General features: G+C 67.0%; 20 protein-coding genes. 9 read left to right on the top strand and 11 right to left on the bottom strand.

The features are described 5' to 3' along the window. Positions 1–16: 16 nt before the first annotated feature. Together QP609_RS05805 and QP609_RS05800 are read left to right on the top strand one after the other, a co-directional pair. Entirely contained in the window at positions 17–973 is a 957-nt protein-coding gene (locus QP609_RS05805; RefSeq protein WP_197621419.1) for a hypothetical protein, read from the top strand. Then, positions 970–1677, top strand: a complete 708-nt coding sequence (locus QP609_RS05800) for a hypothetical protein (protein WP_197621418.1) — start codon at positions 970–972, stop codon at positions 1675–1677. The genes QP609_RS05805 and QP609_RS05800 overlap by 4 nt, the downstream gene beginning before the upstream one ends. A 59-nt stretch (positions 1678–1736) precedes the next feature. Here the strand turns inward: QP609_RS05800 and QP609_RS05795 are convergent, their stop codons facing one another. The 7 genes from QP609_RS05795 to murJ all read right to left on the bottom strand — a co-directional run bounded on the left by QP609_RS05795 (position 1737) and on the right by murJ (position 11462). Continuing rightward, positions 1737–2426 carry a lysoplasmalogenase gene (locus QP609_RS05795; protein ID WP_180835885.1) on the bottom strand — a complete coding sequence of 230 codons (690 nt, stop codon included), beginning with the start codon at positions 2424–2426 and terminating at the stop codon, positions 1737–1739. After that, complete coding sequence (locus QP609_RS05790) at positions 2423–4306, bottom strand: M61 family metallopeptidase (RefSeq protein ID WP_197621417.1); 1884 nt, start codon at positions 4304–4306, stop codon at positions 2423–2425. The genes QP609_RS05795 and QP609_RS05790 overlap by 4 nt, the downstream gene beginning before the upstream one ends. A 198-nt stretch (positions 4307–4504) precedes the next feature. Next, positions 4505–5455 carry a 4-hydroxy-3-methylbut-2-enyl diphosphate reductase gene (gene ispH, locus QP609_RS05785; RefSeq protein WP_005408565.1) on the bottom strand — a complete coding sequence of 317 codons (951 nt, stop codon included), beginning with the start codon at positions 5453–5455 and terminating at the stop codon, positions 4505–4507. A 27-nt stretch (positions 5456–5482) separates the two neighbouring features. Beyond that, positions 5483–6007 (bottom strand): signal peptidase II, encoded by a 525-nt coding sequence (gene lspA / locus QP609_RS05780; RefSeq protein ID WP_014646377.1) that lies wholly within the window; start codon positions 6005–6007, stop codon positions 5483–5485. Next, the gene (gene ileS, locus QP609_RS05775; RefSeq protein WP_134808625.1) at positions 6007–8838 is read right to left on the bottom strand and encodes an isoleucine--tRNA ligase; all 2832 of its coding nucleotides are present in this window, start codon (positions 8836–8838) and stop codon (positions 6007–6009) included. Before ileS ends, lspA begins: the two co-directional genes overlap by 1 nt. Beyond that, complete coding sequence (locus QP609_RS05770; RefSeq protein WP_014646375.1) at positions 8835–9782, bottom strand: bifunctional riboflavin kinase/FAD synthetase; 948 nt, start codon at positions 9780–9782, stop codon at positions 8835–8837. Before QP609_RS05770 ends, ileS begins: the two co-directional genes overlap by 4 nt. 75 nt (positions 9783–9857) lie before the next feature. Continuing rightward, positions 9858–11462, bottom strand: a complete 1605-nt coding sequence (gene murJ / locus QP609_RS05765) for a murein biosynthesis integral membrane protein MurJ (protein ID WP_014646374.1) — start codon at positions 11460–11462, stop codon at positions 9858–9860. 117 nt (positions 11463–11579) lie between these two features. On the opposite strand from murJ, the gene rpsT reads away from it, so the two are divergent. Beyond that, on the top strand, positions 11580–11849 hold the full coding sequence (gene rpsT / locus QP609_RS05760; RefSeq protein WP_005408560.1) for a 30S ribosomal protein S20: 270 nt from the start codon (positions 11580–11582) through the stop codon (positions 11847–11849). 166 nt (positions 11850–12015) lie between these two features. Here the strand turns inward: rpsT and cgtA are convergent, their stop codons facing one another. The 3 genes from cgtA to rplU all read right to left on the bottom strand — a co-directional run bounded on the left by cgtA (position 12016) and on the right by rplU (position 13852). Beyond that, entirely contained in the window at positions 12016–13068 is a 1053-nt protein-coding gene (gene cgtA, locus QP609_RS05755) for an Obg family GTPase CgtA (protein ID WP_014646373.1), read from the bottom strand. Between the two features lie 193 nt (positions 13069–13261). After that, on the bottom strand, positions 13262–13525 hold the full coding sequence (gene rpmA / locus QP609_RS05750; RefSeq protein ID WP_005408558.1) for a 50S ribosomal protein L27: 264 nt from the start codon (positions 13523–13525) through the stop codon (positions 13262–13264). A gap of 18 nt (positions 13526–13543) precedes the next feature. Continuing rightward, a complete protein-coding gene (gene rplU / locus QP609_RS05745) occupies positions 13544–13852 on the bottom strand; it encodes a 50S ribosomal protein L21 (RefSeq protein WP_005408557.1) in 309 nt (102 codons plus the stop codon). A gap of 318 nt (positions 13853–14170) precedes the next feature. Here rplU and uvrA point away from each other — a divergent pair, with 318 nt between their 5' ends. The 3 genes from uvrA (at position 14171) to QP609_RS05730 (ending at position 18394) form a co-directional block, all read left to right on the top strand. Beyond that, positions 14171–17164 carry an excinuclease ABC subunit UvrA gene (uvrA, locus tag QP609_RS05740; RefSeq protein ID WP_049441204.1) on the top strand — a complete coding sequence of 998 codons (2994 nt, stop codon included), beginning with the start codon at positions 14171–14173 and terminating at the stop codon, positions 17162–17164. Further along, positions 17164–17571: a thioesterase family protein gene (locus QP609_RS05735; protein ID WP_014646371.1), complete on the top strand. Its 408-nt coding sequence runs from the start codon at positions 17164–17166 to the stop codon at positions 17569–17571. The genes uvrA and QP609_RS05735 overlap by 1 nt, the downstream gene beginning before the upstream one ends. 97 nt (positions 17572–17668) lie before the next feature. Next, entirely contained in the window at positions 17669–18394 is a 726-nt protein-coding gene (locus tag QP609_RS05730; protein WP_014646370.1) for a hypothetical protein, read from the top strand. A gap of 72 nt (positions 18395–18466) precedes the next feature. On the opposite strand, the gene QP609_RS05725 is transcribed toward QP609_RS05730, so the two are convergent. After that, positions 18467–18913: a copper chaperone PCu(A)C gene (locus tag QP609_RS05725; protein WP_041863160.1), complete on the bottom strand. Its 447-nt coding sequence runs from the start codon at positions 18911–18913 to the stop codon at positions 18467–18469. Between the two features lie 34 nt (positions 18914–18947). On the opposite strand from QP609_RS05725, the gene QP609_RS05720 reads away from it, so the two are divergent. The 3 genes from QP609_RS05720 (at position 18948) to QP609_RS05710 (ending at position 21246) form a co-directional block, all read left to right on the top strand. Then, complete coding sequence (locus QP609_RS05720) at positions 18948–19724, top strand: enoyl-CoA hydratase/isomerase family protein (protein ID WP_014646368.1); 777 nt, start codon at positions 18948–18950, stop codon at positions 19722–19724. 99 nt (positions 19725–19823) lie between these two features. Next, positions 19824–20732 (top strand): acyl-CoA thioesterase II, encoded by a 909-nt coding sequence (gene tesB, locus QP609_RS05715; protein WP_005412623.1) that lies wholly within the window; start codon positions 19824–19826, stop codon positions 20730–20732. Between the two features lie 4 nt (positions 20733–20736). After that, positions 20737–21246 carry a pathogenicity-like protein gene (locus QP609_RS05710; RefSeq protein WP_053494920.1) on the top strand — a complete coding sequence of 170 codons (510 nt, stop codon included), beginning with the start codon at positions 20737–20739 and terminating at the stop codon, positions 21244–21246. Positions 21247–21286: the final 40 nt, after the last annotated feature.

The raw sequence follows: 21286 nt of genomic DNA, 5'->3' as shown, positions 1-21286 counted from the left end.
GGTTCCCCACCACCCCATGAAGGCCTATCTCTGGTTCTGGGGCGCGTTCCTGCTGTTCTTCGCGTTGCCCTTCCCCTGCATCCTCTATGTCGGCACGTCGTGGCCGGTGCAACTGGCCGACCGCAGCGCGCCATGGCTGGCCCTGCTGCTGCTCGCGCTGTCGGTGATCCTGTGGCTGGCCCTGCTGCTCGCCTTCCTGCACTACCTGCTGCTGGGCCCGCCGCGCGCGCTGCATCGGCTGCGCACCATCCTGGCCGGCGGTGAGCCGCGCGACGCGTTGATCGAACAGGCCGAGCAGACCGGCGTGCACGTGCGCGGCTTCGCGCAGTGGAAGCTGCAACTGGGCTTCCAGAACCTGTCCGGCACGCCCATCAACGAACAGATGCTGGTGGTGGACAGCAAGCCGCAGCTGCAGCGTTTCGTGGCCGGCAAGCGTATCGAGGTACGCCTGAGCCGGATGCCGGGCGCGTTCCCCAACGTGGTGCTGGAGGGAGCGCAGCCCGAACTGGATGTCGCCAGCCTCTGGCGTCGTGGTGTCGGCGCAGCGATCGGCATCGTGGCGGTGGCCAGTGCCTATGTGGCCGCCTATCGGCTGCAGAGTGAGGGACTGGGCTGGACCTTCCTGTCGCTCGGTCATCCGCTGCTGGTGTGCCCGCTGGTGTTGTGCGGCTACGCGCTGGGCCTGCGCCTGCTCGGCCGGCTGCTGCAGGCCGACGCCCGCGGTGACGCGCTGAAGTATCGCGGCATCGGCGTGGATGCGAAGGTGCTGAAGCTGCGCCAGACCGGCACCTATCTCAACGAGCAGCCGCAGGTGGAGTTCCAGCTGGAATACATCGACCGCGAAGGTGGCGTGCAGCAGGTGAGCGTGCGCCGCTTCATCGCGTTGATCGAGCTGGCCAATCTTCCGCGCGAGCGGGTCACGCTGTTGTACGACCCGGAAGATCGCCGCAACGTTCGCCTGGAGGGTGTATGAAGCAGCCGCCCTCGACCCGGCTGGTGTTCTCCGTGGTGTTGCTGGTGCTGGCCGGCGTCGCCGTGGCTGGCGGAGCCCTGCAGACGCTGGGCGAAACACTGGGCCATTCGGTGCAGGCCAACAGCGCAAGCGCGCCGATCGCCATGCCGCCAGCGCGCGAGAGGCCCGCTTCGCTCGCGCCGATGACCGAGCCGCGGTTGCCGCCGGTGCCCGAACGCAACAACCGGTTGTTCGATGCGGACTACCTGCTGGCCGCCCGCCAGGCACTGGAACAGATGCCTGCGCTGGCCGGGCACCGGCTGACGGTATTCCACAGCATCCACTTCTACGACGATGGCCGGATCAATCTGGACCTGGTGGATCCGCAGCAGCCGTCACGCGTGGACAGCTACCACTTCGAACGCGGCCAGTGGCGCAAGGGCGACCCGGTCAATCCGCAGCGCTTCGCGCCCACGATCACCCTGCGCCGCAGCAGCACGGCGCTGGCCAACATCGATTTCGAGGCGGTGCCGCGCGTGGCCCAGGCACTGCAGGCACAGCGCAACGCATTGATGGGCACTCCCGGTGAAGTCGGCCACGTCTATGTGATCGTGCGCAAGGGTGGCACTCTGGTCTGGCTGCCGGACGAAGTCGCCGGTGATCGCCAGTCCACACGACTCTCTTTCGACGCACAGGGCCGTTCCGGCAACGCGACCCTCCGATAGTCAACGCGAAAAGGGGACGGAGGGGATTAAGTCGTTTGTGCCTTGGTGCCGTCTGCGACTTAATCCCCTCCGTCCCCTTTTTGCTGTTTCACGGAGCGGGCGATGGCGTACTGCGCGCCGTAGTAGGTGGACAGCACCAGCAGGCTGGCCAGTGGCAGGCCGCCGGCGAAGCGGTCCCAGGCCAGCAGCGAGTCGCTGGCGACGAACAGCAGCGCACCGGCGGCCGCCCAGCGGGAGCTGCTGGCATCCATTGCATCGGTGTGCGGTCGCCGCCACTGGCGTGCGAGCGCCAGGACCGCCATCGAGGCCAGCACCACCACGTATGCCAGCACCGGAATGCGCATCGGTGCGGGCAGGTGCGGCCACAGACCAAGTACATTCAGTACAGCGAACGCGCCGAGCAGGACGCTGGCGGCAAGCAGGCCACGTCCGGCACGCAGGCCATCGCGGAAGGCGACGATGTAGCAGAGGTGCGCCAGCAGGAACGCGACCAGCCCCGGCACGAACGCATCCACCGGCAACATCAGCGCGATATCCCCCACGCACGACAGCAGCATGCCAGCCAGCACCGCGCGTCGGTAGAACGGCTGCGCTGGATCATGCACGCGCCAGGCGATGGCAGCGATCAGCAGCGTGGTGGTCGGCTTGGCCAGCCAATGCAGCCAGCGCCCGTCGCCGTGCAGGAACGCACCGAGGATGGCGAGGATCGCCATCAACAGGATCACGCCATCGCGGGCGCGCGGTTTCATCGTGCCTTCCACAGGTCCGCAAGGCGGTCAGGCTTGCCGGCGATACGCTCCAGCACCGGGTACTGCAGGCCACCGTGGTAGGCGATGTTCATCGTTTCGATGCGGTCGAACTGCTTCACCAGCAGCACGATCGGCGCCTTGTCCTCCGCCGCCGCAGCTACCGCATCCTTCAAGCGCTGGCTGCTGTACTCGCGCCCGCCAACGGCAATCACCTTCATGCCCGGCGCCAGGCCGGCATTGAACGCCGGGCTGTCCCAGATCACGTCGCCGACCGCGCCGCTGTCGAGCACGGTCGCACCCAGCGAGTACGCCAGCAATGCCGCCTTGGCGCGTTTTTCCTGTGCCTTGTAGGCGTCGTTCGGCGTATCGCGGTAGACCAGCTTCCAGCCCGCCAGTTCCAGGCCGCCGGTCAACGAACCGTGGCCGTCCAGGCGCCCGCGCAGGAACGTCGCCCAGTCATACGGCGCGATGCCGTTCAAGGTCGCGACCACGTCGTTGAAGGTGTACGGGTTGACGTCCCAGTCGCCGTTGCCGACGCCGAAGAACGCACGTGCGAAGTCATCCAGGCTACGCCGGTTGCCGCTCAGTTCGCGCAGCTTGCCCTCCACTTCCAGCCACAGCATCTGGCCGCCGGAGTAGTAGTCCTCGCTCATCTGATAGTTGCGGTAAGGCAGCGTGCGGCGCTGCGCGATGGTCGGGTCATTGGTGGTGTCCTGCAGCGGCCGCCAGGCCAGGCCCGGGCGACCACGGTCATAGGTCGCGGCCACGTTGGCCAGCATGTCGCGCGCCTGCGCGGTCGACCACAGCCCTGAACGCGCCGCCAGCACCTGGCCCCAGAACTGGGTCTGGCCTTCGTAGACCCACAGCAGACTATCGCCCATCGGCGTGTTGAAGTTGGCGGTGGCCAGATCGGCGCCGCGACGGTACTTGCCATTCCAGGAATGGGTGTACTCGTGCGGCAGCAGATCGCGCATCCACGCGTTGTTGTCCCACTCGGTGAAGTAGCCCGGGTCGGCACTGTTCTCGCTGGAACGGTGATGCTCCAGGCCGATGCCACCGAGGCGGTCGGTCAATGCCAGCAGGAACTCATAGTGGTTGTAGTGCCGCGCGCCGTAGAGCTTGTCGGCCTGCTGCACCAGCGCGCGGTGCATCGTGATCTGCGCCTCGCTCGGCTTCAGCGATTTGGCGTCGTCGGCAAACACGTTGAGGTGCACCGGCACCTTCGCGCCCGGATCGAGATCGATGCGCTGGTAGTGCTCGCCGGCAAACAAGGGCGAATCGACCAGATGGTCATAGGAGATCGGCTTGAACACCACGGTGTCACCGTCGCGGCGCGCGGTCTCCAATGCAGTGGCGAACGACCAGCCCTTGGGCAGGGTAACGCTGGCCTGCGCCTGCAGCTGGCGCGCGTCGATGCCGGCCGGATACAGCGAGTTGGCGTTCCACTGCAGGTTGAGCATTTCCGGGGTCATCACCACCCGGCCCTGGCTGCCGCCCTGCGAGGACAGGAAATCGAAGTGGGCGACGATCTCGCTGGCGCCCTCGGGCACGTTCACCTTGAACGCATAGACGTTGTACTGATCGCGCTGCCAGGCCAGCGGCTTGCCGTTGGCGGTCACGCGCAGGCCGGCCAGCTTGTCGATCGGGCCGGTGGGCGAATGGTTGCCGGGAATCCACTGCGGGTACAGCAGGGTCATCGGGCCGGGCTTGGCCGGCACGGTGGCGGTCACCTTGAAGATGCGCCGGGCCAGATCGCGCGCGTCCACATCGATGCGCAGCAGTCCTGGGGCCGCCGCGTTGGCCGGTGGCGAGGTCTGCGCAAGTGCAGGCGTGGCCGCCAGCGCGAACAGCAACGACATCGCCAGGGCTCGGGTCTTCATCAGGCAGTTTCCAACAACGGGGAATCCTCCGATGCTAGGCCTGTGCGATGGCCGGCCCCATGGCCAAAGGTCATGGGCGGTGCGCCCACCCGGCCATGCCAAAGGCGTGCGAACCAAGGTTCGCACCCACCAGATCAGTTTCGGTTCGCACCCACACCGGGGAGTGGCGGGCCGTACCCTGCAGACGTCCTTCCGCGCTCAGTCGACCAGGCGCAGGCGCAGTTCCTTCGGCAGCGCGAACACCATCGATTCCGGTTCGCCGTCCAGCTCGCCCACGCCGGTGGCGCCCAGCTCGGCCAGGCGCGCCAGCACGCCATCGACCAGCACCTGCGGCGCCGAGGCGCCGGCGGTCACGCCGATGTGCTGCTTGCCTGCCACCCATGCCGGGTCGATCTCGTGCGCACCATCGATCAGATACGACTCCACGCCTTCGCGGCGGGCCAGCTCGCTCAGACGGTTGGAATTGGAGCTGTTCGGCGAACCGACCACCAGCACCAGGTCGCAGCGCTTGGCCAGGTCGCGCACAGCATCCTGGCGGTTCTGCGTCGCGTAGCAGATGTCGTCGTTCTTCGGGCCCTGCATCGCAGGGAACCGCTCGCGCAGCGCATCGATGATGCCGCGCGTGTCATCCACCGACAGCGTGGTCTGGGTGGTGTAGGCGAAGTTTTCCGGCTGGTTGATCTGCAGCGTCGCGACCTGCTCGACATCCTCGACCAGGTAGATCTGCCCGGTCCCGGCTTCGCGGTTCCACTGGCCCATGGTGCCCTCCACTTCCGGGTGACCGGCGTGGCCGATCAGCACCACGTCACGGCCGGCACGGCAGTGGCGCGCGACCTCGAAGTGGACCTTGGTCACCAGCGGGCAGGTGGCGTCGAACACCTTCAGGCCACGGCGCTCGGCTTCCTGGCGCACGGCCTGGGACACGCCATGCGCGCTGAAGATCACGGTGTTGTTGTCCGGAACCTCGTCGAGCTCTTCGACGAAGATCGCGCCGCGCTGCTTCAGGTCGTCGACCACGAAGCGGTTGTGCACCACTTCATGGCGGACATAGATGGGCGCGCCCAGCGTTTCGATCGCGCGCTTGACGATCTCGATCGCACGATCGACACCGGCACAGAAACCACGCGGGTTGGCGAGCAGCACATCCATCAGTTCAGTCTCCCGGCGGCAGCCGGCTTACGGTTTCGGGTTGGCATTATCCGCCTTTTTGGCGGACTTGCCGTCGAACAGGCCAAACAGCGCGATGCCGATGGCACCCACCACGATGGCCGAGTCGGCGATGTTGAACGAGGGCCAGGTGTAGCTGCCCACGTACCACTGGATGAAGTCGACCACGTGGCCGTGCACCTGGCGGTCGATCACGTTGCCGATGGCGCCGCCGATGATCAGCGCATACGGCACCGCGGCCTTCCAGTTGCCGCGGGCGGTGCCGCGCAGCCACCACGCCATCAGCCCGCTGATGGCGATCGCCAGCGCGGTGAAGAAGTACTTCTGCCAGCCACCTGCGTCGCTCAGGAAACTGAATGCCGCGCCGGTGTTGTAGGTGCGGTACCAGTTCCAGAAGCCGTCGATGACCACCACCGGCTGGAACTCCGGCAGGCTGGACAGCACCCAGGCCTTGGACCACTGGTCCAGGCCGATGATGGCCACCGACAGCAGCAGCCAGACCAGGGCGTTCGGATGCGGACGGGGCGCGGCCATCAGAACCAGCTCCGCACTTCGCCGGCGCCGGTCACGTTGCTCACGCAACGGCCGCACAGCTCGGGATGGTCGGCGTTGCTGCCGACGTCGGCGCGGTGGTGCCAGCAGCGCACGCACTTGGCCTTGGTAGTCGGCTGGGCGCTGACGAACACCTCGTCGGTGGTCGCCGGGCGCACCTGCACGTCGCCACTGATGAACAGGAAACGCAGTTCATCGGCCAGCGGCTGCCAGCGCGCGGCCTGCTCTTCGCTGGCGGCGATGGTGATCTCCGCTTCCAGCGCGGCACCGATCGCACCGTTGGCACGCATCGGTTCGAGCACCTTGGCCACCTGCTCGCGCACAGCCAGCAGCTGGTCGAAGTCGGCGGCATTGAGCTGGGCATCGGCCGGCAACGGCGCCAGGCCGTCATACCAGGTGGTGAACAGCACGTGCCCGGCGCGTTCGCCCGGCAGGTAGCCCCACAGCTCGTCGGCGGTGAAGGTCAGGATCGGCGCCACCCAGCGGGTGAATGCTTCGGCGATGTGGTACATCGCGCTCTGGGCCGAACGGCGACCGTGCGAATCGGTCGGCATCGTGTACAGGCGGTCCTTGGTCACGTCCAGGTACAGCGAGCCCAGGTCCACGCTGCAGAAGTTCAGCAGCAGCTGCACGATCTCGGCCATGTTGTAGCCGTCGTAGGCCGCCTTGATCTTCTCCTGCAGCTCCCACGCGCGATGCACGATCCAGCGGTCCAGCGCGACCATCTGCTCGAGCGGCTGCAGGTGCAGCGCCGGGTCGAAACCGTCCAGGTTGCCGAGCAGGAAGCGCGCGGTGTTGCGCAGGCGGCGGTAGGCGTCGGCGTTGCGCTTGAGGATCTCCTGCGACAGCGACATCTCGTTGCTGTAGTCGGCCGAGGCGATCCACAGGCGCAGGATGTCCGCGCCCAGCTTGTTCATGATGTCCTGCGGCTCGATACCGTTGCCCAGCGACTTGGACATCTTGCGGCCGTGCTCGTCCACGGTGAAGCCGTGGGTCAGGCACTGCTTGTACGGGGCACGCTTGTCGATCGCCACGCCGGTCAGCAGCGAGGACTGGAACCAGCCGCGGTGCTGGTCGGACCCTTCCAGGTACAGGTCGGCCGGCTTGCCGAAGCCACGCGCGGCGAGCACGCCTTCATGGGTCACGCCCGAATCGAACCAGACGTCGAGGATGTCGGTGACCTTCTCGTAGTCGGCCGCGTCGGCACCGAGCAGTTCGGCGGCGTCCAGCGAGTACCACACGTCGATGCCCTCGGCTTCGACGCGGTCGGCGACCTGCTGCATCAGCTCCACCGAACGCGGATGGATCTCGCCGGTCTGGCGGTGGGTGAACAGTGCGATCGGCACGCCCCAGGTGCGCTGGCGCGAGATGGTCCAGTCCGGGCGACCGTCGACCATGCTCTGGATGCGCGCCTTGCCCCAGGTCGGGAACCAGCCGACGGTGTCGATGGCGGCCAGCGCATCGTTGCGCAGGTTGGCCTTGTCCATCGAGATGAACCACTGCGGGGTGGCGCGGAACACCACCGGCGTCTTGTGGCGCCAGCAGTGCGGGTAGCTGTGGCGGATCGGATGGAACGCCAGCAGCGAACCGTTGTCGCGCAGCACGCCGACGATGGCCTCCTGCGCCTTCCACAGGTGCTGGCCCGCCAGCACCACGTCACCGGCCGGCGGGGTCGATTCCAGGTACACGCCGCGGCCGTCGATCGGAGTGACCTGGCCAGCGTTGTACTTGTCCAGCAGGCCGTACTTCTGGCTGACCACGAAGTCTTCCTGGCCGTGGCCGGGGGCGGTGTGCACCGCACCGGTACCGTCCTCGTCGGAGACGTGGTCGCCATTGAGCACCAGGATCTCGCGCTCCGGGTAGAACGGATGCGCCAGCAGCTGGTTTTCCAGCGCAGCGCCGGTGGTTTCACCATGCAGCACCACTTCGTCCACGCCATAGCGCTGCAGCGCGCGCTCGGCCAGGGCCGCGGCCAGCACCAGCCAGCGGCGCTTGCCGTTGTGGGCCGGGCCTTCGGCCAGCACATAGTTGATCTCCGCGCCCAGCGACACCGCCAGCGAGGCCGGCAGCGTCCACGGCGTGGTGGTCCAGATCGGTACGGCCACTTCGACGTCGACCGGCACGCTCACGCCGAACGCCTGGCCGATGGCCTGCGCATCGCGTGCAGCGTAGGCGACGTCGATCGCCGGCGATTCCTTTTCCTGGTACTCGATCTCGGCCTCGGCCAGCGCCGAGCCACAGTCGAAGCACCAGTACACCGGCTTGGCGCCGCGGACCAGGTGGCCGTTGGCCACGACCTTGGCCAGCGCGCGGATCTCGTTGGCTTCGAAATCGAAGCTCAGGGTCTTGTACGGGTTGTCCCAGTCACCGGTCACGCCCAGGCGCTTGAAGTCCACGCGCTGGATGTTGATCTGCTCTTCGGCGAACTCGCGGCACTTCTGGCGGAATTCGACGGCGTCAAGCTTGGTGCCGACCTTGCCCCACTTCTTCTCGACCGCGATCTCGATCGGCAGGCCATGGCAGTCCCAGCCCGGCACGTAGGGCGCATCGAAGCCGGCCAGGTAGCGCGACTTGACGATGATGTCCTTCAGGATCTTGTTGACCGCGTGGCCCAGGTGGATGCGGCCGTTGGCGTATGGCGGGCCGTCATGCAGCACGAACAGCGGGCGGCCGGCGGCGTTGTCGCGCAGCTGCTGGTAGAGCCCCTGCTCTTCCCACCGCGCCAGAATGCCCGGCTCGCGCTTGGGCAGGTCGCCGCGCATCGGGAATTCGGTGGCTGGCAGGTTCAGGGTGGTCTTGTAGTCCTGGCTCACGCAGTGGCTCGCAATCTATGTTCGGAAAGGATGGCGCGCGCCTGTTCGGCGTCGCGGTGCATCTGGTCGGTCAGCGCCGCCAGATCATTGAATTTCTCTTCGTCGCGCAGCTTGGCGACGAACTCCACGTCGATGTGGCGGCCGTACAGGTCGCCCTGGAAATCGAACAGGTGGGCTTCCAGCAGCGGCTCCACGCCCTCCACCGTCGGCCGCGTACCGAAGCTGGACACCGAAGGCCAGGGCTGGTCGAACACGCCGTGCACCCAGGTCGCGTAGATGCCCGACAGTGCCGGGGTCTTCGGGAAGCGCAGGTTGGCGGTGGGGAAGCCCAGCGTACGGCCGAGCTGGCGCCCGCGCACCACCCGCCCGCTGATCGCGTAGGGGCGGCCGAGCAGGTCGTTGGCGCGGGCGAAATCGCCCTCCTGCAGCAGCTGGCGGATGCGGGTGCTGGAGATGCGCTCGCCATGCAGGTCCACCGCTTCGATCTCGCCCGCGGTGAAGCCGAGTTCGGCGCCCATCTCCTGCAGCAGTGCCAGATCACCGCGGCGGCGGTTGCCGAAGCAGAACTCGGGCCCGATCCACACTTCGCGGGCGCCCAGCCGGTGCACCAGCAACCGGCGCACGAAGGTCTCGGCCGGCATCGCCGCCATCGCCGCGTCGAAACGCAGCAGGCCGATCGCATCGACGCCGAGCTCGCGCAGGATCTCGACCTTGCTGCGCGCCAGGGTCAGCCGCGGCGGCGGCGTGCCCTGGGCGAAGAATTCACGCGGCAGCGGCTCGAATGCCACGGCCACTGCGGCCACGCCCAAGGCGCGCGCGCGGGCAACCGCGTGGCGGACCAGCGCACGATGGCCCAGGTGGAGGCCGTCGAATGCACCGATACAGACCACGCTTCCGTTGGGGAACAGCTCCCCGCCCTCGACGCTTCTGAACAGCCTGCTCATCAACTCTCGTTCCGGCCCGACCGGGGCCGCCGCTTCAATGGTGTAACCCTGAAGTATAGCCGCCACGGACCGCGATCAATGCCCGCGCAGGTCGCGCGGGCGGAAGCCCATCGCCAGCATGGCCACCACGTAGGTCGCGCCGCCGCCGCCGACCAGCAGCATCAGGCCACCGATACGGTGCCATTTGTCCATGCCGGTGAAGTCGGGGACCCAGTGCAGCAGGGCCAGCAGCACGCCGACCATGGCCACGCAGGCCACCCCCAGCCGCACCAGATAGCCGCCCCAGCCCGGCCGCCGCTGGTAGACGTCGGTCTTGCCCAGCCAGTACCAGAGCAGGCCCAGGTTCAGGTAACTGGACAGCGCACTGGCAATGCCCAGCGCCAGGTGCAGGCCCGGCTGCTTGCCGATCGCCGCCATCACGCCCTGCGCCTTCAGCGCGTCGGGCACCATCACCTGGTACAGCACGGCCAGCAGCGCGAAGTTGAACACCATGTTGGCCACCAGCGCGGCCACGCCGGCACGCACCGGGGTCTTGGTGTCCTGCCGCGCATAGAACGCCGGCAGCACCACTTTCAGCAGCGCGAACGCCGGCAGGCCGAAGCTCAGGCCGTATACCGACAGGGCGGTCATGCGGGTATCGAACGCGGTGAACTGGCGGTACTGGAACAGCGTGGCGATCAGGGGCTCGGCCAGCAGCACCAGGCCCAGCATGGCCGGCACGGAAATCAGCAGGGTCATGCGCAGGCCCCAGTCCAGCGAGCGCGAGAAGCCTTCGCGGTCGGTGCTGACGTGGTGGCGGGCCAGCGCCGGCAGGATCACCGTGCCCAGCGCCACGCCGAACACACCCAGCGGCAGCTCCAGGAAGCGATCGGCCAGCGACAGCCAGGACTGCGAGCCGTCGGTCAGCTTGGCCGCGATGAGGGTATCCAGCAGCAGGTTGATCTGCGCCACCGACGAACCGAACAGGGTCGGCACCATCAGCGTCAGCACCTTGCGCACGCCCGGATGGTTCCAGCCCCAGCGCGGCAGGGTCAGCAGGTTGATGCCCTTCAGCGAGGGCAGCTGGAACAGCAACTGCAGGAGACCGGCCGCCAGCACCGCCCAGCCCAGCGCCAGGATCTGCTTCTCCGGGGTGCCGCCCAGCCGCGGCGCCAGCCACAGCGCACCGGCGATCATGCACAGGTTGAGGATGACCGGGGTCAGCGCCGGCATCGCGAAGCGCTGGAAGCTGTTCAGCGCACCGCCGGCCAGCGCGGTCAGCGACACGAACAGCAGGAACGGGAAGGTCAGGCGGAACAGGTCGACCAGCAGGGTCTGCTTGACCGGGTCGGTATCAGCACCACTTGAGAATGCCACCGCCAGCTGCGGCGCGAAGATCAGCGCCAGGGCGGTGACCAGCATCAGCACCCCGCCCAGGGTGCCGGCGGTCCGGGACATCAGCTCACGCAGTTCGGCGTGGCTGCGGGTCTCCTTCACCTCGGTGAACACCGGCACGAAGGCGGTGGAGAAGGACCCCTCCGCGAACAACCGGCGCAGGAAATTGGGTATCCTGAAGGCAACCCAGAACGCATCGGTAACCGCATTGGTGCCGAACGTGGTAGTGATCACCTGATCCCGGACAAGTCCGAGAACCCGCGAGACCATGGTCATGCTGCTGAACGACAGCAGGCCCCGCAACATCTTCGGTGAACTCACTCAGCGTCCCTCTTGACAATCGACTTGACGTGCATTTCTCGGGCCATCATACTAGCTAGCTTGCTGTTCCCATAACACCGATTTTTTCAGGAAACCACCACCGTGGCCAATATCAAGTCCGCCAAGAAGCGCGCCAAGCAGACCGTCGTGCGCAACGCGCGCAACGTGGCTCAGCGCTCGATGCTGCGCACCGCTGTCAAGAAAGTGATCAAGGCGCTGGACGCCAACGATGCCGCCGGCGCCGAAGCCGCCTTCGCCGTTGCCCAGCCGATCCTGGATCGCTTCAGCGCGCGTGGCCTGATCCACAAGAACAAGGCTGCTCGCCACAAGAGCCGCCTGAACGACCGCATCAAGGCCCTCAAGGCCGCCTGATCCGGCGTTGCCGCCCTGCCCTTCGGGGTTGGGCAGCAGACAAAAGCCCGGCCCCGGCCGGGTTTTTTGTTGCCTGCGGTTTACCGGGATTGCCGGCCAGCGGCCGGCACTACCAAATGAAAAACCCGGCCGAAGCCGGGTTTTCCGCATGGAACCACAACGGCATTCACTGCGCGTTGCGGGCTTCCAGCTCGTCTTCCTTCTGGCGATCGAAGAAGGCCATGATCCGGCTCATGATCGGGAAGGTACCTTCGCGGCCCAGCGCGGAAACCAGGAACCACGGCTCCTTCCAGCCCAGCTCGGCGACGATCTGCTCGGCCGCGGCCTGCGCCTCGTCTTCGAACATCAGGTCAGCCTTGTTCAGCACCAGCCAGCGCGGCTTGTTCAGCAGCTCCGGATCGTGCTTCTCCAGCTCGCGTTCGATCGCACGCACCTGCTCCACCGGCGAAATGCCCTCCACGCCGCCTTCCATCGGCGAGATGTCCACCAGGTGCAGCAGCAGGCGGGTGCGCTGCAGGTGGCGCAGGAACTGCGCACCCAGGCCGGCGCCGTCCGCAGCACCTTCGATCAGGCCCGGAATGTCGGCGATCACGAAGCTGCGGTGGTTCTCCACCTTCACCACGCCCAGGTTCGGGTACAGCGTGGTGAACGGGTAATCGGCCACCTTCGGCGTTGCCGCCGAAACGGCACGGATCAGGGTGCTCTTGCCGGCGTTGGGGAAGCCCAGCAGGCCGACATCGGCCAGCAGCTTCAGCTCCAGCTTCAGCGTGCGCTCTTCGCCCGGCTCGCCTGGCAGCGCCTGGCGCGGCGAGCGGTTGGTCGAGCTCTTGAAGTGCATGTTGCCCAGGCCACCGCGACCGCCCTTGGCCACCAGCAGGCGGTCGCCGTGCTGGGTCAGGTCGCCGATGACTTCATCGGTGGCAACGTTGATGACCACGGTGCCGACCGGCACGGTGATGGTCAGGTCTTCGCCGCCCTTGCCATAGGCCTGGCGGCCCATGCCGTTCTCGCCGCGCTGCGCCTTGAAGATACGCTCATGGCGGAAGTCGACCAGGGTGTTCAGGTTTTCGTCGGCGCGGATGTACACGCTGCCGCCCGCACCGCCGTCGCCGCCGTCCGGGCCGCCGAGCGGAATGAACTTCTCGCGACGGAAGCCAATGCAGCCGTTGCCGCCGTTGCCGGCGAACACTTCGATTTCTGCTTCGTCTACCAGTTTCATTGTTTCGATGCCTGCGATGGGCGCGACCTGTTGGCCGCCACCTTGAATGTCATGCCGGCCGCGGGCCGGCAACCCGGCCCAGCCGGTCTTGCTTCAACTCTAACGAAAAGCCCCGCCGAAGCGGGGCTCTCCATGCAGCGTGCTCTTCATCCAGCACGGCCATGCCGCGGCACGGGTGCCGGCGATGCCTGGATCAGGCGTCGGCCGAGACGATGCTGACGGTGCGACGCTTCTTGGCGCCCTTGACCGAGAACTCCACCTTGCCGTCCACGAGGGCGAACAGGGTGTGGTCACGGCCCAGGCCAACGCCGGTGCCCGGGTGGAACTGGGTGCCGCGCTGACGCACGATGATGTTGCCGGCTTCGATGGCCTGGCCGCCGAAGATCTTGACGCCCAGGTACTTCGGGTTGGAGTCGCGACCGTTGCGCGAGGAGCCTACGCCCTTTTTATGTGCCATGACTGCTTCTCCTGATGCTTAGCCGGCGATGCCGGTGATCTCGATTTCGGTGTAGTACTGACGGTGACCCTGACGCTTCATGTGGTGCTTGCGGCGACGGAACTTGATGATCCGGACCTTGTCAGCACGACCCTGGGACAGGACCTTGGCGGTGACGGCAGCGCCCTTCAGCGCATCGCCCAGCTTCACGCCGTCGCTGTCACCCAGCATCAGGATGTTGTCAAACTTGATCTCGCTGCCGACTTCGACTTCGAGCTTTTCAATGCGGAGCTTTTCGCCCTGCGCCACGCGGTATTGCTTACCGCCGGTGACCAGTACTGCGTACATGACCAGGCCTTCCTCTGTAGTTATTGTGGTCTGAGCTGCCGCCATCGAGGGCGGACAGGAGCGGAATTGTACGCAGATCAGCGGGCGCGGGTCAAGTCAACCCCCGAACGCCGCGGGGGGACGGCTCCGGAACGGGGTCAGATCCCTTTTCACCCCGTGAAAAGGGATCTGACCCCTGCCTGACGGCCTGTCTCACCAGATGAGACATCGGGCTGGCATTGTCGCCCATTGCCCCCATCTGGTCACCTCGGTAGGCTGACCGATTGCCGTTCCCTGCTGGCCCGGCACCCAGCCAACGCCCCCACAACCGGATCCCCCATGGCGATGGATTTCATCCGCATCCGCGGCGCGCGGACGCACAACCTGAAGAACCTCGACCTCGACCTGCCCCGCGACAAGCTGATCGTGATCACCGGCCTGTCCGGCTCGGGCAAGTCCTCGCTGGCGTTCGACACCATCTATGCAGAAGGCCAGCGCCGCTATGTCGAGTCGCTGTCGGCCTATGCGCGCCAGTTCCTGAGCGTGATGGAAAAGCCGGACCTGGACCACATCGAGGGCCTGTCCCCGGCGATCTCGATCGAGCAGAAGTCGACCTCGCACAACCCGCGTTCGACGGTCGGCACGATCACCGAGATCTACGACTACCTGCGCCTGCTGTACGCCCGCGTCGGCACCCCGCGCTGCCCGGACCACGGCTATCCGCTGGAGGCGCAGACGGTCAGCCAGATGGTCGACCAGGTGCTGACCCTGGACCCGGAACAGCGCTACATGCTGCTGGCCCCGGTCATCCGCGACCGCAAGGGCGAGCATGCCCAGGTGTTCGACCAGCTGCGCGCGCAGGGTTTCGTGCGCGTGCGCGTGGACGGCGAGCTGCATGAAATCGATGCGGTGCCGCCGCTGGCGCTGCGCCAGAAGCACACCATCGAGGCGGTGATCGACCGCTTCCGCCCGCGCGAGGACATCAAGCAGCGCCTGGCCGAGAGCTTCGAAACCGCGCTGAAGCTGGGCGACGGCATGGCCTCGGTGCAGAGCCTGGACAGTGCCGACGCTTCGCCGACGCTGTTCTCCTCCAAGTACTCCTGCCCGGTCTGCGATTACTCGCTGCCGGAGCTGGAACCGCGCCTGTTCTCGTTCAACGCACCGATGGGCGCCTGCCCCGGCTGCGACGGCCTGGGCATGGCCGAATTCTTCGATCCTTCGCGCGTGGTGGTGCATCCCGAGCTGTCGCTGGCCGCCGGCGCAGTGCGCGGCTGGGACCGCCGCAACGCCTATTACTTCCAGCTGATCGCCTCGCTGGCCAAGCACTACCGGTTCGACGTCGACGCGGCATGGAACTCGCTGCCGCAGAACGTGCAGCAGGCCGTGCTGTACGGCAGCGGCGATGAGGCGATCACCTTCACCTACTTCACCGAAGCCGGTGGCCGCACCCAGCGCAAGCACCGCTTCGAGGGCATCATTCCCAACCTCGAGCGCCGCTACAAGGAAACCGAATCGCCGGCGGTGCGCGAAGAGCTGTCCAAGTACATCAGCGAACAGCCGTGCCCGGAATGCCATGGCGCGCGCCTGAACAAGGCGGCACGCAACGTGTTCGTGGCCGACCGCCCGCTGCCGGAGCTGGTGGTGCTGCCGATCGACGAGGCGCTGAAGTTCTTCAGCGAACTGAGCCTGCCGGGCTGGCGTGGCGAGATCGCCGCGAAGATCGTCAAGGAAATCGGTGAGCGCCTCGGCTTCCTGGTCGATGTGGGCTTGGATTACCTGACCCTGGAACGCAAGGCCGACACCCTGTCCGGTGGCGAGGCACAGCGCATCCGCCTGGCCAGCCAGATCGGCGCCGGCCTGGTCGGCGTGATGTACGTGCTCGACGAGCCGTCGATCGGCCTGCACCAGCGCGACAACGAGCGCCTGCTCGGCACCCTCACCCGCCTGCGCGACCTCGGCAACACGGTGATCGTGGTCGAGCATGACGAGGATGCGATCCGCCTGGCCGACTACGTGCTGGACATCGGCCCGGGCGCGGGCGTGCATGGCGGCGAGATCGTCGGCCAGGGCACCCTGCAGGACATCCTGGAGGCACCGCGCTCGCTGACCGGCCAGTACCTGTCGGGCAAGCGCGCGATCGAGATCCCCGCGCGCCGGCACAAGCCGAACCCGAAGATGACCCTGCACCTGCGCGGGGCCAGCGGCAACAACCTCAAGGGCGTGGACCTGGCGATTCCGTCGGGCCTGCTGACCTGCGTGACCGGTGTGTCCGGCTCCGGCAAGTCCACCCTGATCAACGACACCCTGTTCTCGCTGGCCGCCAACGAGATCAACGGTTCCTCGCACCCGATCGCCCCGTACAAGGAGATCGATGGCCTGGACCTGTTCGACAAGGTGGTGGACATCGATCAGTCGCCGATCGGCCGCACCCCGCGTTCGAACCCGGCCACTTACACCGGCCTGTTCACTCCCCTGCGCGAACTGTTTGCACAGGTGCCCGAAGCGCGTGCGCGTGGCTATTCGCCGGGCCGTTTCAGCTTCAACGTGCGCGGTGGCCGCTGCGAAGCCTGCCAGGGCGACGGCCTGATCAAGGTGGAGATGCACTTCCTGCCGGACGTGTACGTGCCCTGCGACGTCTGCCATGGCAAGCGCTACAACCGCGAGACGCTGGAGATCCTGTACAAGGGCTTCAACATCAACGACGTGCTGGAAATGACCGTCGAGGATGCACTGAAGCTGTTCGAACCGGTGCCGTCGATCGCACGCAAGCTGGAAACCCTGGTCGACGTCGGCTTGAGCTACATCAAACTGGGCCAGAGCGCGACCACGCTGTCCGGTGGTGAAGCACAGCGCGTGAAGCTGTCCAAGGAACTGTCGCGCCGCGATACCGGCCGCACCCTGTACATCCTCGACGAACCGACCACCGGCCTGCACTTCCACGACATCGAAGCGCTGCTGGGCGTGCTGCACAAGCTGCGCGACGAAGGCAACACGGTGGTGGTGATCGAGCACAACCTGGACGTGATCAAGACCGCCGACTGGATCGTCGACCTGGGCCCGGAAGGCGGCCACCGCGGTGGCACCATCCTGGTCACCGGCACGCCGGAAGACGTGGCGGCCTGTCCGCAGTCGTATACCGGCCAGTTCCTGGCGCGCATGCTGCCGTCCACCAGCGCGCGCCCCGAACAGCCGGCTGCCGTGGCCAACAAGCCCGACGCCCGCCCGCCACGCAAGGTGAAGCCTGAGAAGCCGGCCAAGGTTGCCAAGAAGGCCGCGGCCGCCAAGAGCACCGGCAAGGCCAGCAAGAGCACATCGAAGAAGAAGGACGCCTGATGAGCAGCGAACACAAGATCCTGGCCCGCATCCCGATCAGCGTGCGCTGGCGTGACATGGACAGCATGGGCCACGTCAACAACGCCAAGTACATTTCCTACCTGGAAGAAGCGCGCGTGCGCTGGATGCTGGGCGTGGACGGCGTATCGATGACCGACCGCATCGCACCGGTGGTGGCCGCGACCAACGTCAATTACCGGCTGCCGATCGTGTGGCCCAACGACATACTGGTCGAGCTGTTCGTCGAGCGCCTGGGCAACAGCAGCGTGACCATTGGCCACCGCATCGTCGACCAGCACGACGCGTCGAAGCTGTACTCGGACGGCAACGTGGTGGTGGTGTGGATGGATACGCAGACCGGCAAGAGCGCGCCGCTGCCGGAGGCGATCCGCAGCGCCTCCACTTGACGCGCCCTGGTAGGTGCCGACCTTGGTCGGCACGCTTTGGCTGCAATGAGGTTGCCGGCCAGCGGCCGGCACTACCGATCCCATTCAATGGACTGACATGATCCACCAGACTGAACTGCGCGACCTGCTGCCCGGCATGGTCCCCTTCCCCACCGACGTCTTTCCCGCCGACCAGGCCTGGCTCGGCCAGCACCTGCTGCCGCTGCTGAAGATCGACCTGGGCGTGCTGCGGCCGGAACTGGCCGGCCAGGTGGCGACGATGCTGTGCCCGATCGAGCCGTACGACGGCTGCATCGGCGAGACCACCGAAGAACACCACAACGATTTCACCGGCACCAACTGGATCGCCTTCGAACTGACCGCCGGCAACGAGATGCGCTTCCTCGGCAATGAGGGCTATTTCATCGGCGAGGCGGTGCAGGACAAGGATGCGCAGGAGCACATCGCGCAGATGCGCGACAGCTACGCCAAGGCCCGCGATTACCATGCCGCGCACGGCCGTCTCGCCTGCTACTCGCGCTACGGCAAGGGTGAGGCCAGCGAACGCGACTACCTGGATACGCTGGGCGGACCGATAGGCTTCGGCAACTGGACCGAGACCGCGGAGATTCCCGCGGCCTTCGAACTGGGCTTCACCGACGCTGCCGATGACCCAAACGCTGCGGACGATGCCGAAACGGTGATCATCACCCGCAACGGCAACAAGTTCTTCGCCGTGGCCGGCGTAGCCGGCTACAACTGGTGCGCCACCGGCGCCGATGCGATCGTGATGCTGTACGAGCCGGAAAGCCGCACCGTGCTGTTCTCGTACGACTGGTCGTAAGGCCCTGCGGTAGTGCCGGCCGCTGGCCGGCATTTCCTGTGCTGCCGGCCAGCGGCCGGCACGACCATCCCGCTACGGCGCAGCCTTGCGTACGGCCAGCGTCGCACTTGCTTCGCCGCCGCCTTCCAGCTGCAGCCGTAGCGGCACCGCCTGCCCCTCCTTCAGCGCGCCCTTGCCCTGCATCAGCATCAGGTGCAGGCCACCGGGCTTGAGCTCGGCACGTGCACCCGGCGCCAGCGGCAGGCGCTCGATCGCGCGCATCCGGCTGACCCCATCCGTGATCGTGGTTTCGTGCAGCGACACATCATTGAAGCTGCTGCTGGTCGCGCCGGTGATCACCACCGCCTTGCCGCAGCCGTTGTGGATGACGCCGTAGCCAGCGGTCATCGGCATTGCCGGATTCGGTGGCAACCGCGCCCAGCCCTGATCCACCGTGACGCAGCCCGATTCCGCCGCCGAGGCCGATGCTGCGGCCGCACACAGAAGCCACAGTACGCCAACGAATGGTTTGGTTATCATCGCCCAGGTTCCTTCTTCGCAACGAGACCGCAGCATGACGACGCTCATCGAGGTGATCAACCATGGCCCCATCCGCGAACTGCGCCTGGCGCGGCCGCCGGTCAACGCACTGGACACCGACCTGTGCCGGCAGTTGATCCATGCCATCGAGCTGGCCATGGCCGAAGACGCGCACGGCATCGTGCTGTCGGGCAGCGAGCGCATCTTCACCGGCGGCATGGACGTGCCGCACCTGCTCTCGCATGGCGATGACAAGCACAAGCTGCTGGACACCTGGAACGCCTTCTTTGGCGCCGTACGCACGCTGGCCGAGAGCCGCATCCCGGTGGTCGCGGCGATCACCGGCCACGCCCCGGCGGGCGGCTGCGTGCTGGCCCTGTGCTGCGACTACCGGGTGATGGCCCGCAGCGCCGATCCGTCGCGGCCATATGCCATCGGCCTGAACGAGGTGCAGGTGGGCCTGATCGCGCCGGAGGGCATCCAGCGCCTGCTGCGCCGTGCGGTGGGCGTGCACCGCGCCGGCGTGCTGCTGACCACCGGTTCGCTGGTACCGGCCGAACAGGCGGTGCAGATCGGCCTGGTGGATGAGCTGGCAGAGGGGGACCTGGTGGTGGCACGCGCGATTGCCTGGCTGCAGGACCTGCTCAGGCAGCCGCGCCAGCCGATGCTGCTGACCCGCGCCATCGCCCGCGCCGACCTGCACGTGGCGCTGCAGCCGGACCTGATCCAGCTCGACCGTTTCGTCGAGGCCTGGTTCGCCCCGGACGCACAGAACGCCCTGCAGGCGCTGGTCGCACGGCTGGGCAAATAGCGGTTGCCCCGCCCGGGGTCAGATCCCTTTCGCCCGGCGAAAGGGATCTGACCCCTGACCGGTATAATCAGGCCCTCTTTCACTGCTGTGGCCGCCCCCTTGAACGACACGCCCGAACCCGTCGTCTCCGAGCTGATCGACCTGCTCACGCTGGAGCGGCTGGAGGACAACCTGTTCCGCGGGCAGAGCCGCGACATCGGCACCAAGTACGTGTTCGGCGGGCAGGTGCTGGGCCAGGCGCTGGCCGCGGCACAGGCCACGGTCGACAACGGCCGCCACGTGCACTCGCTGCACGCCTATTTCCTGCGCGCCGGCAACATCGACCACCCGATCGTCTACGACGTGGACCGTACCCGCGACGGCGGCAGCTTCTCGGTGCGCCGGGTCACCGCGATCCAGCACGGCAAGGTGATCTTCTTCTGCGCGGCATCGTTCCAGCAGGCCGAGACCGGCGCCGAGCACCAGCACAAGATGCCCGAAGTGCCGCAGCCGGAAGACATCGAACCGAACCGGCCGCTGCCGGCCGAAGTGCTGGAGCGGCTGCCGATCAAGGTGCAGCGCTGGCTGTCGCGCGGCGGCCCGTTCGAATTCCGCCACGTCTACCCGCGCGACGAACTGAACCCGCCCAAGCGCCCGCCCTACCACCAGGTGTGGCTGCGCCTGAGCGAGCCGGTCGGCGATGCTCCGGAACTGCACCAGGCCCTGCTGGCCTATGCCTCGGACTTCCACCTGCTGGGCACGGCGACGTTCCCGCACGGCATCAGCTACTACCACCCGCACGTGCAGATGGCCTCGCTCGACCACGCGATCTGGTTCCACCGCCCGTTCCGCGCCGACGACTGGCTGCTGTACTCGCTGGACAGCCCCAGCGCGCAGGATTCGCGCGGCCTGGCCCGCGGCCAGTTCTTCACCCGCAATGGTGTGCTGGTGGCCAGCACCGCGCAGGAGGGCCTGATCCGCGTGGTTCCCGACCAGGCTGCCGCGGCCGCCGTGCCGGCCAAGGAGTAAACCCATGCGCCAGATCTTCAGCAGCCAGCGCGTGGAAACCGTCGAAGGCGTGGCCGAGCTCCTGCGCGGGCATGGCATCGACGTCAAGGTGACCAACGGGCGCTCGTACAAGACCCGTCGCCGCGGCCAGTTCAGCTATACCGACCTCGGCAACGCCAACGCCTACCCGGCGGTATGGATCGTGCGCGCCGACGACCAGCCGCGTGCACGCGAGATCCTGCGTGAGGCGCGCCTGCTCGACACCACCCGCCGCGACCATCCGACCGCCGAGTTCGCCTTCCGCGACACGCCGGAACAGGGCAGCGGCGGCCGCAGCTGGGCCTGGCGCATCCGCATCGCCCTGCTGGTGGTGATCGCCGGCGTGGCGCTGGTGATCGGCCTGCGCCATCGCGGTGCCCCGGCCCCGGCAGCACCGGCCCCTGCCCCGCAGGCCCAGCCGCAGCAGGCGCAACCGGCCCCGCAGGCCGCACCGGAAGAGGAAGAAGTCCGGGTCCGCATCCAGCCATCGAAATAACCCACGGGTCGTACCCGCCGCTGGCCGGCAACTGCAAAAA

The sequence above is a fragment of the Stenotrophomonas sp. 8(2023) genome, assembly GCF_030345295.1.
In the GTDB taxonomy this organism is placed as follows: Bacteria; Pseudomonadota; Gammaproteobacteria; order Xanthomonadales; family Xanthomonadaceae; genus Stenotrophomonas; species Stenotrophomonas muris.
This window is presented reverse-complemented; position numbering and strand designations above follow the sequence as displayed.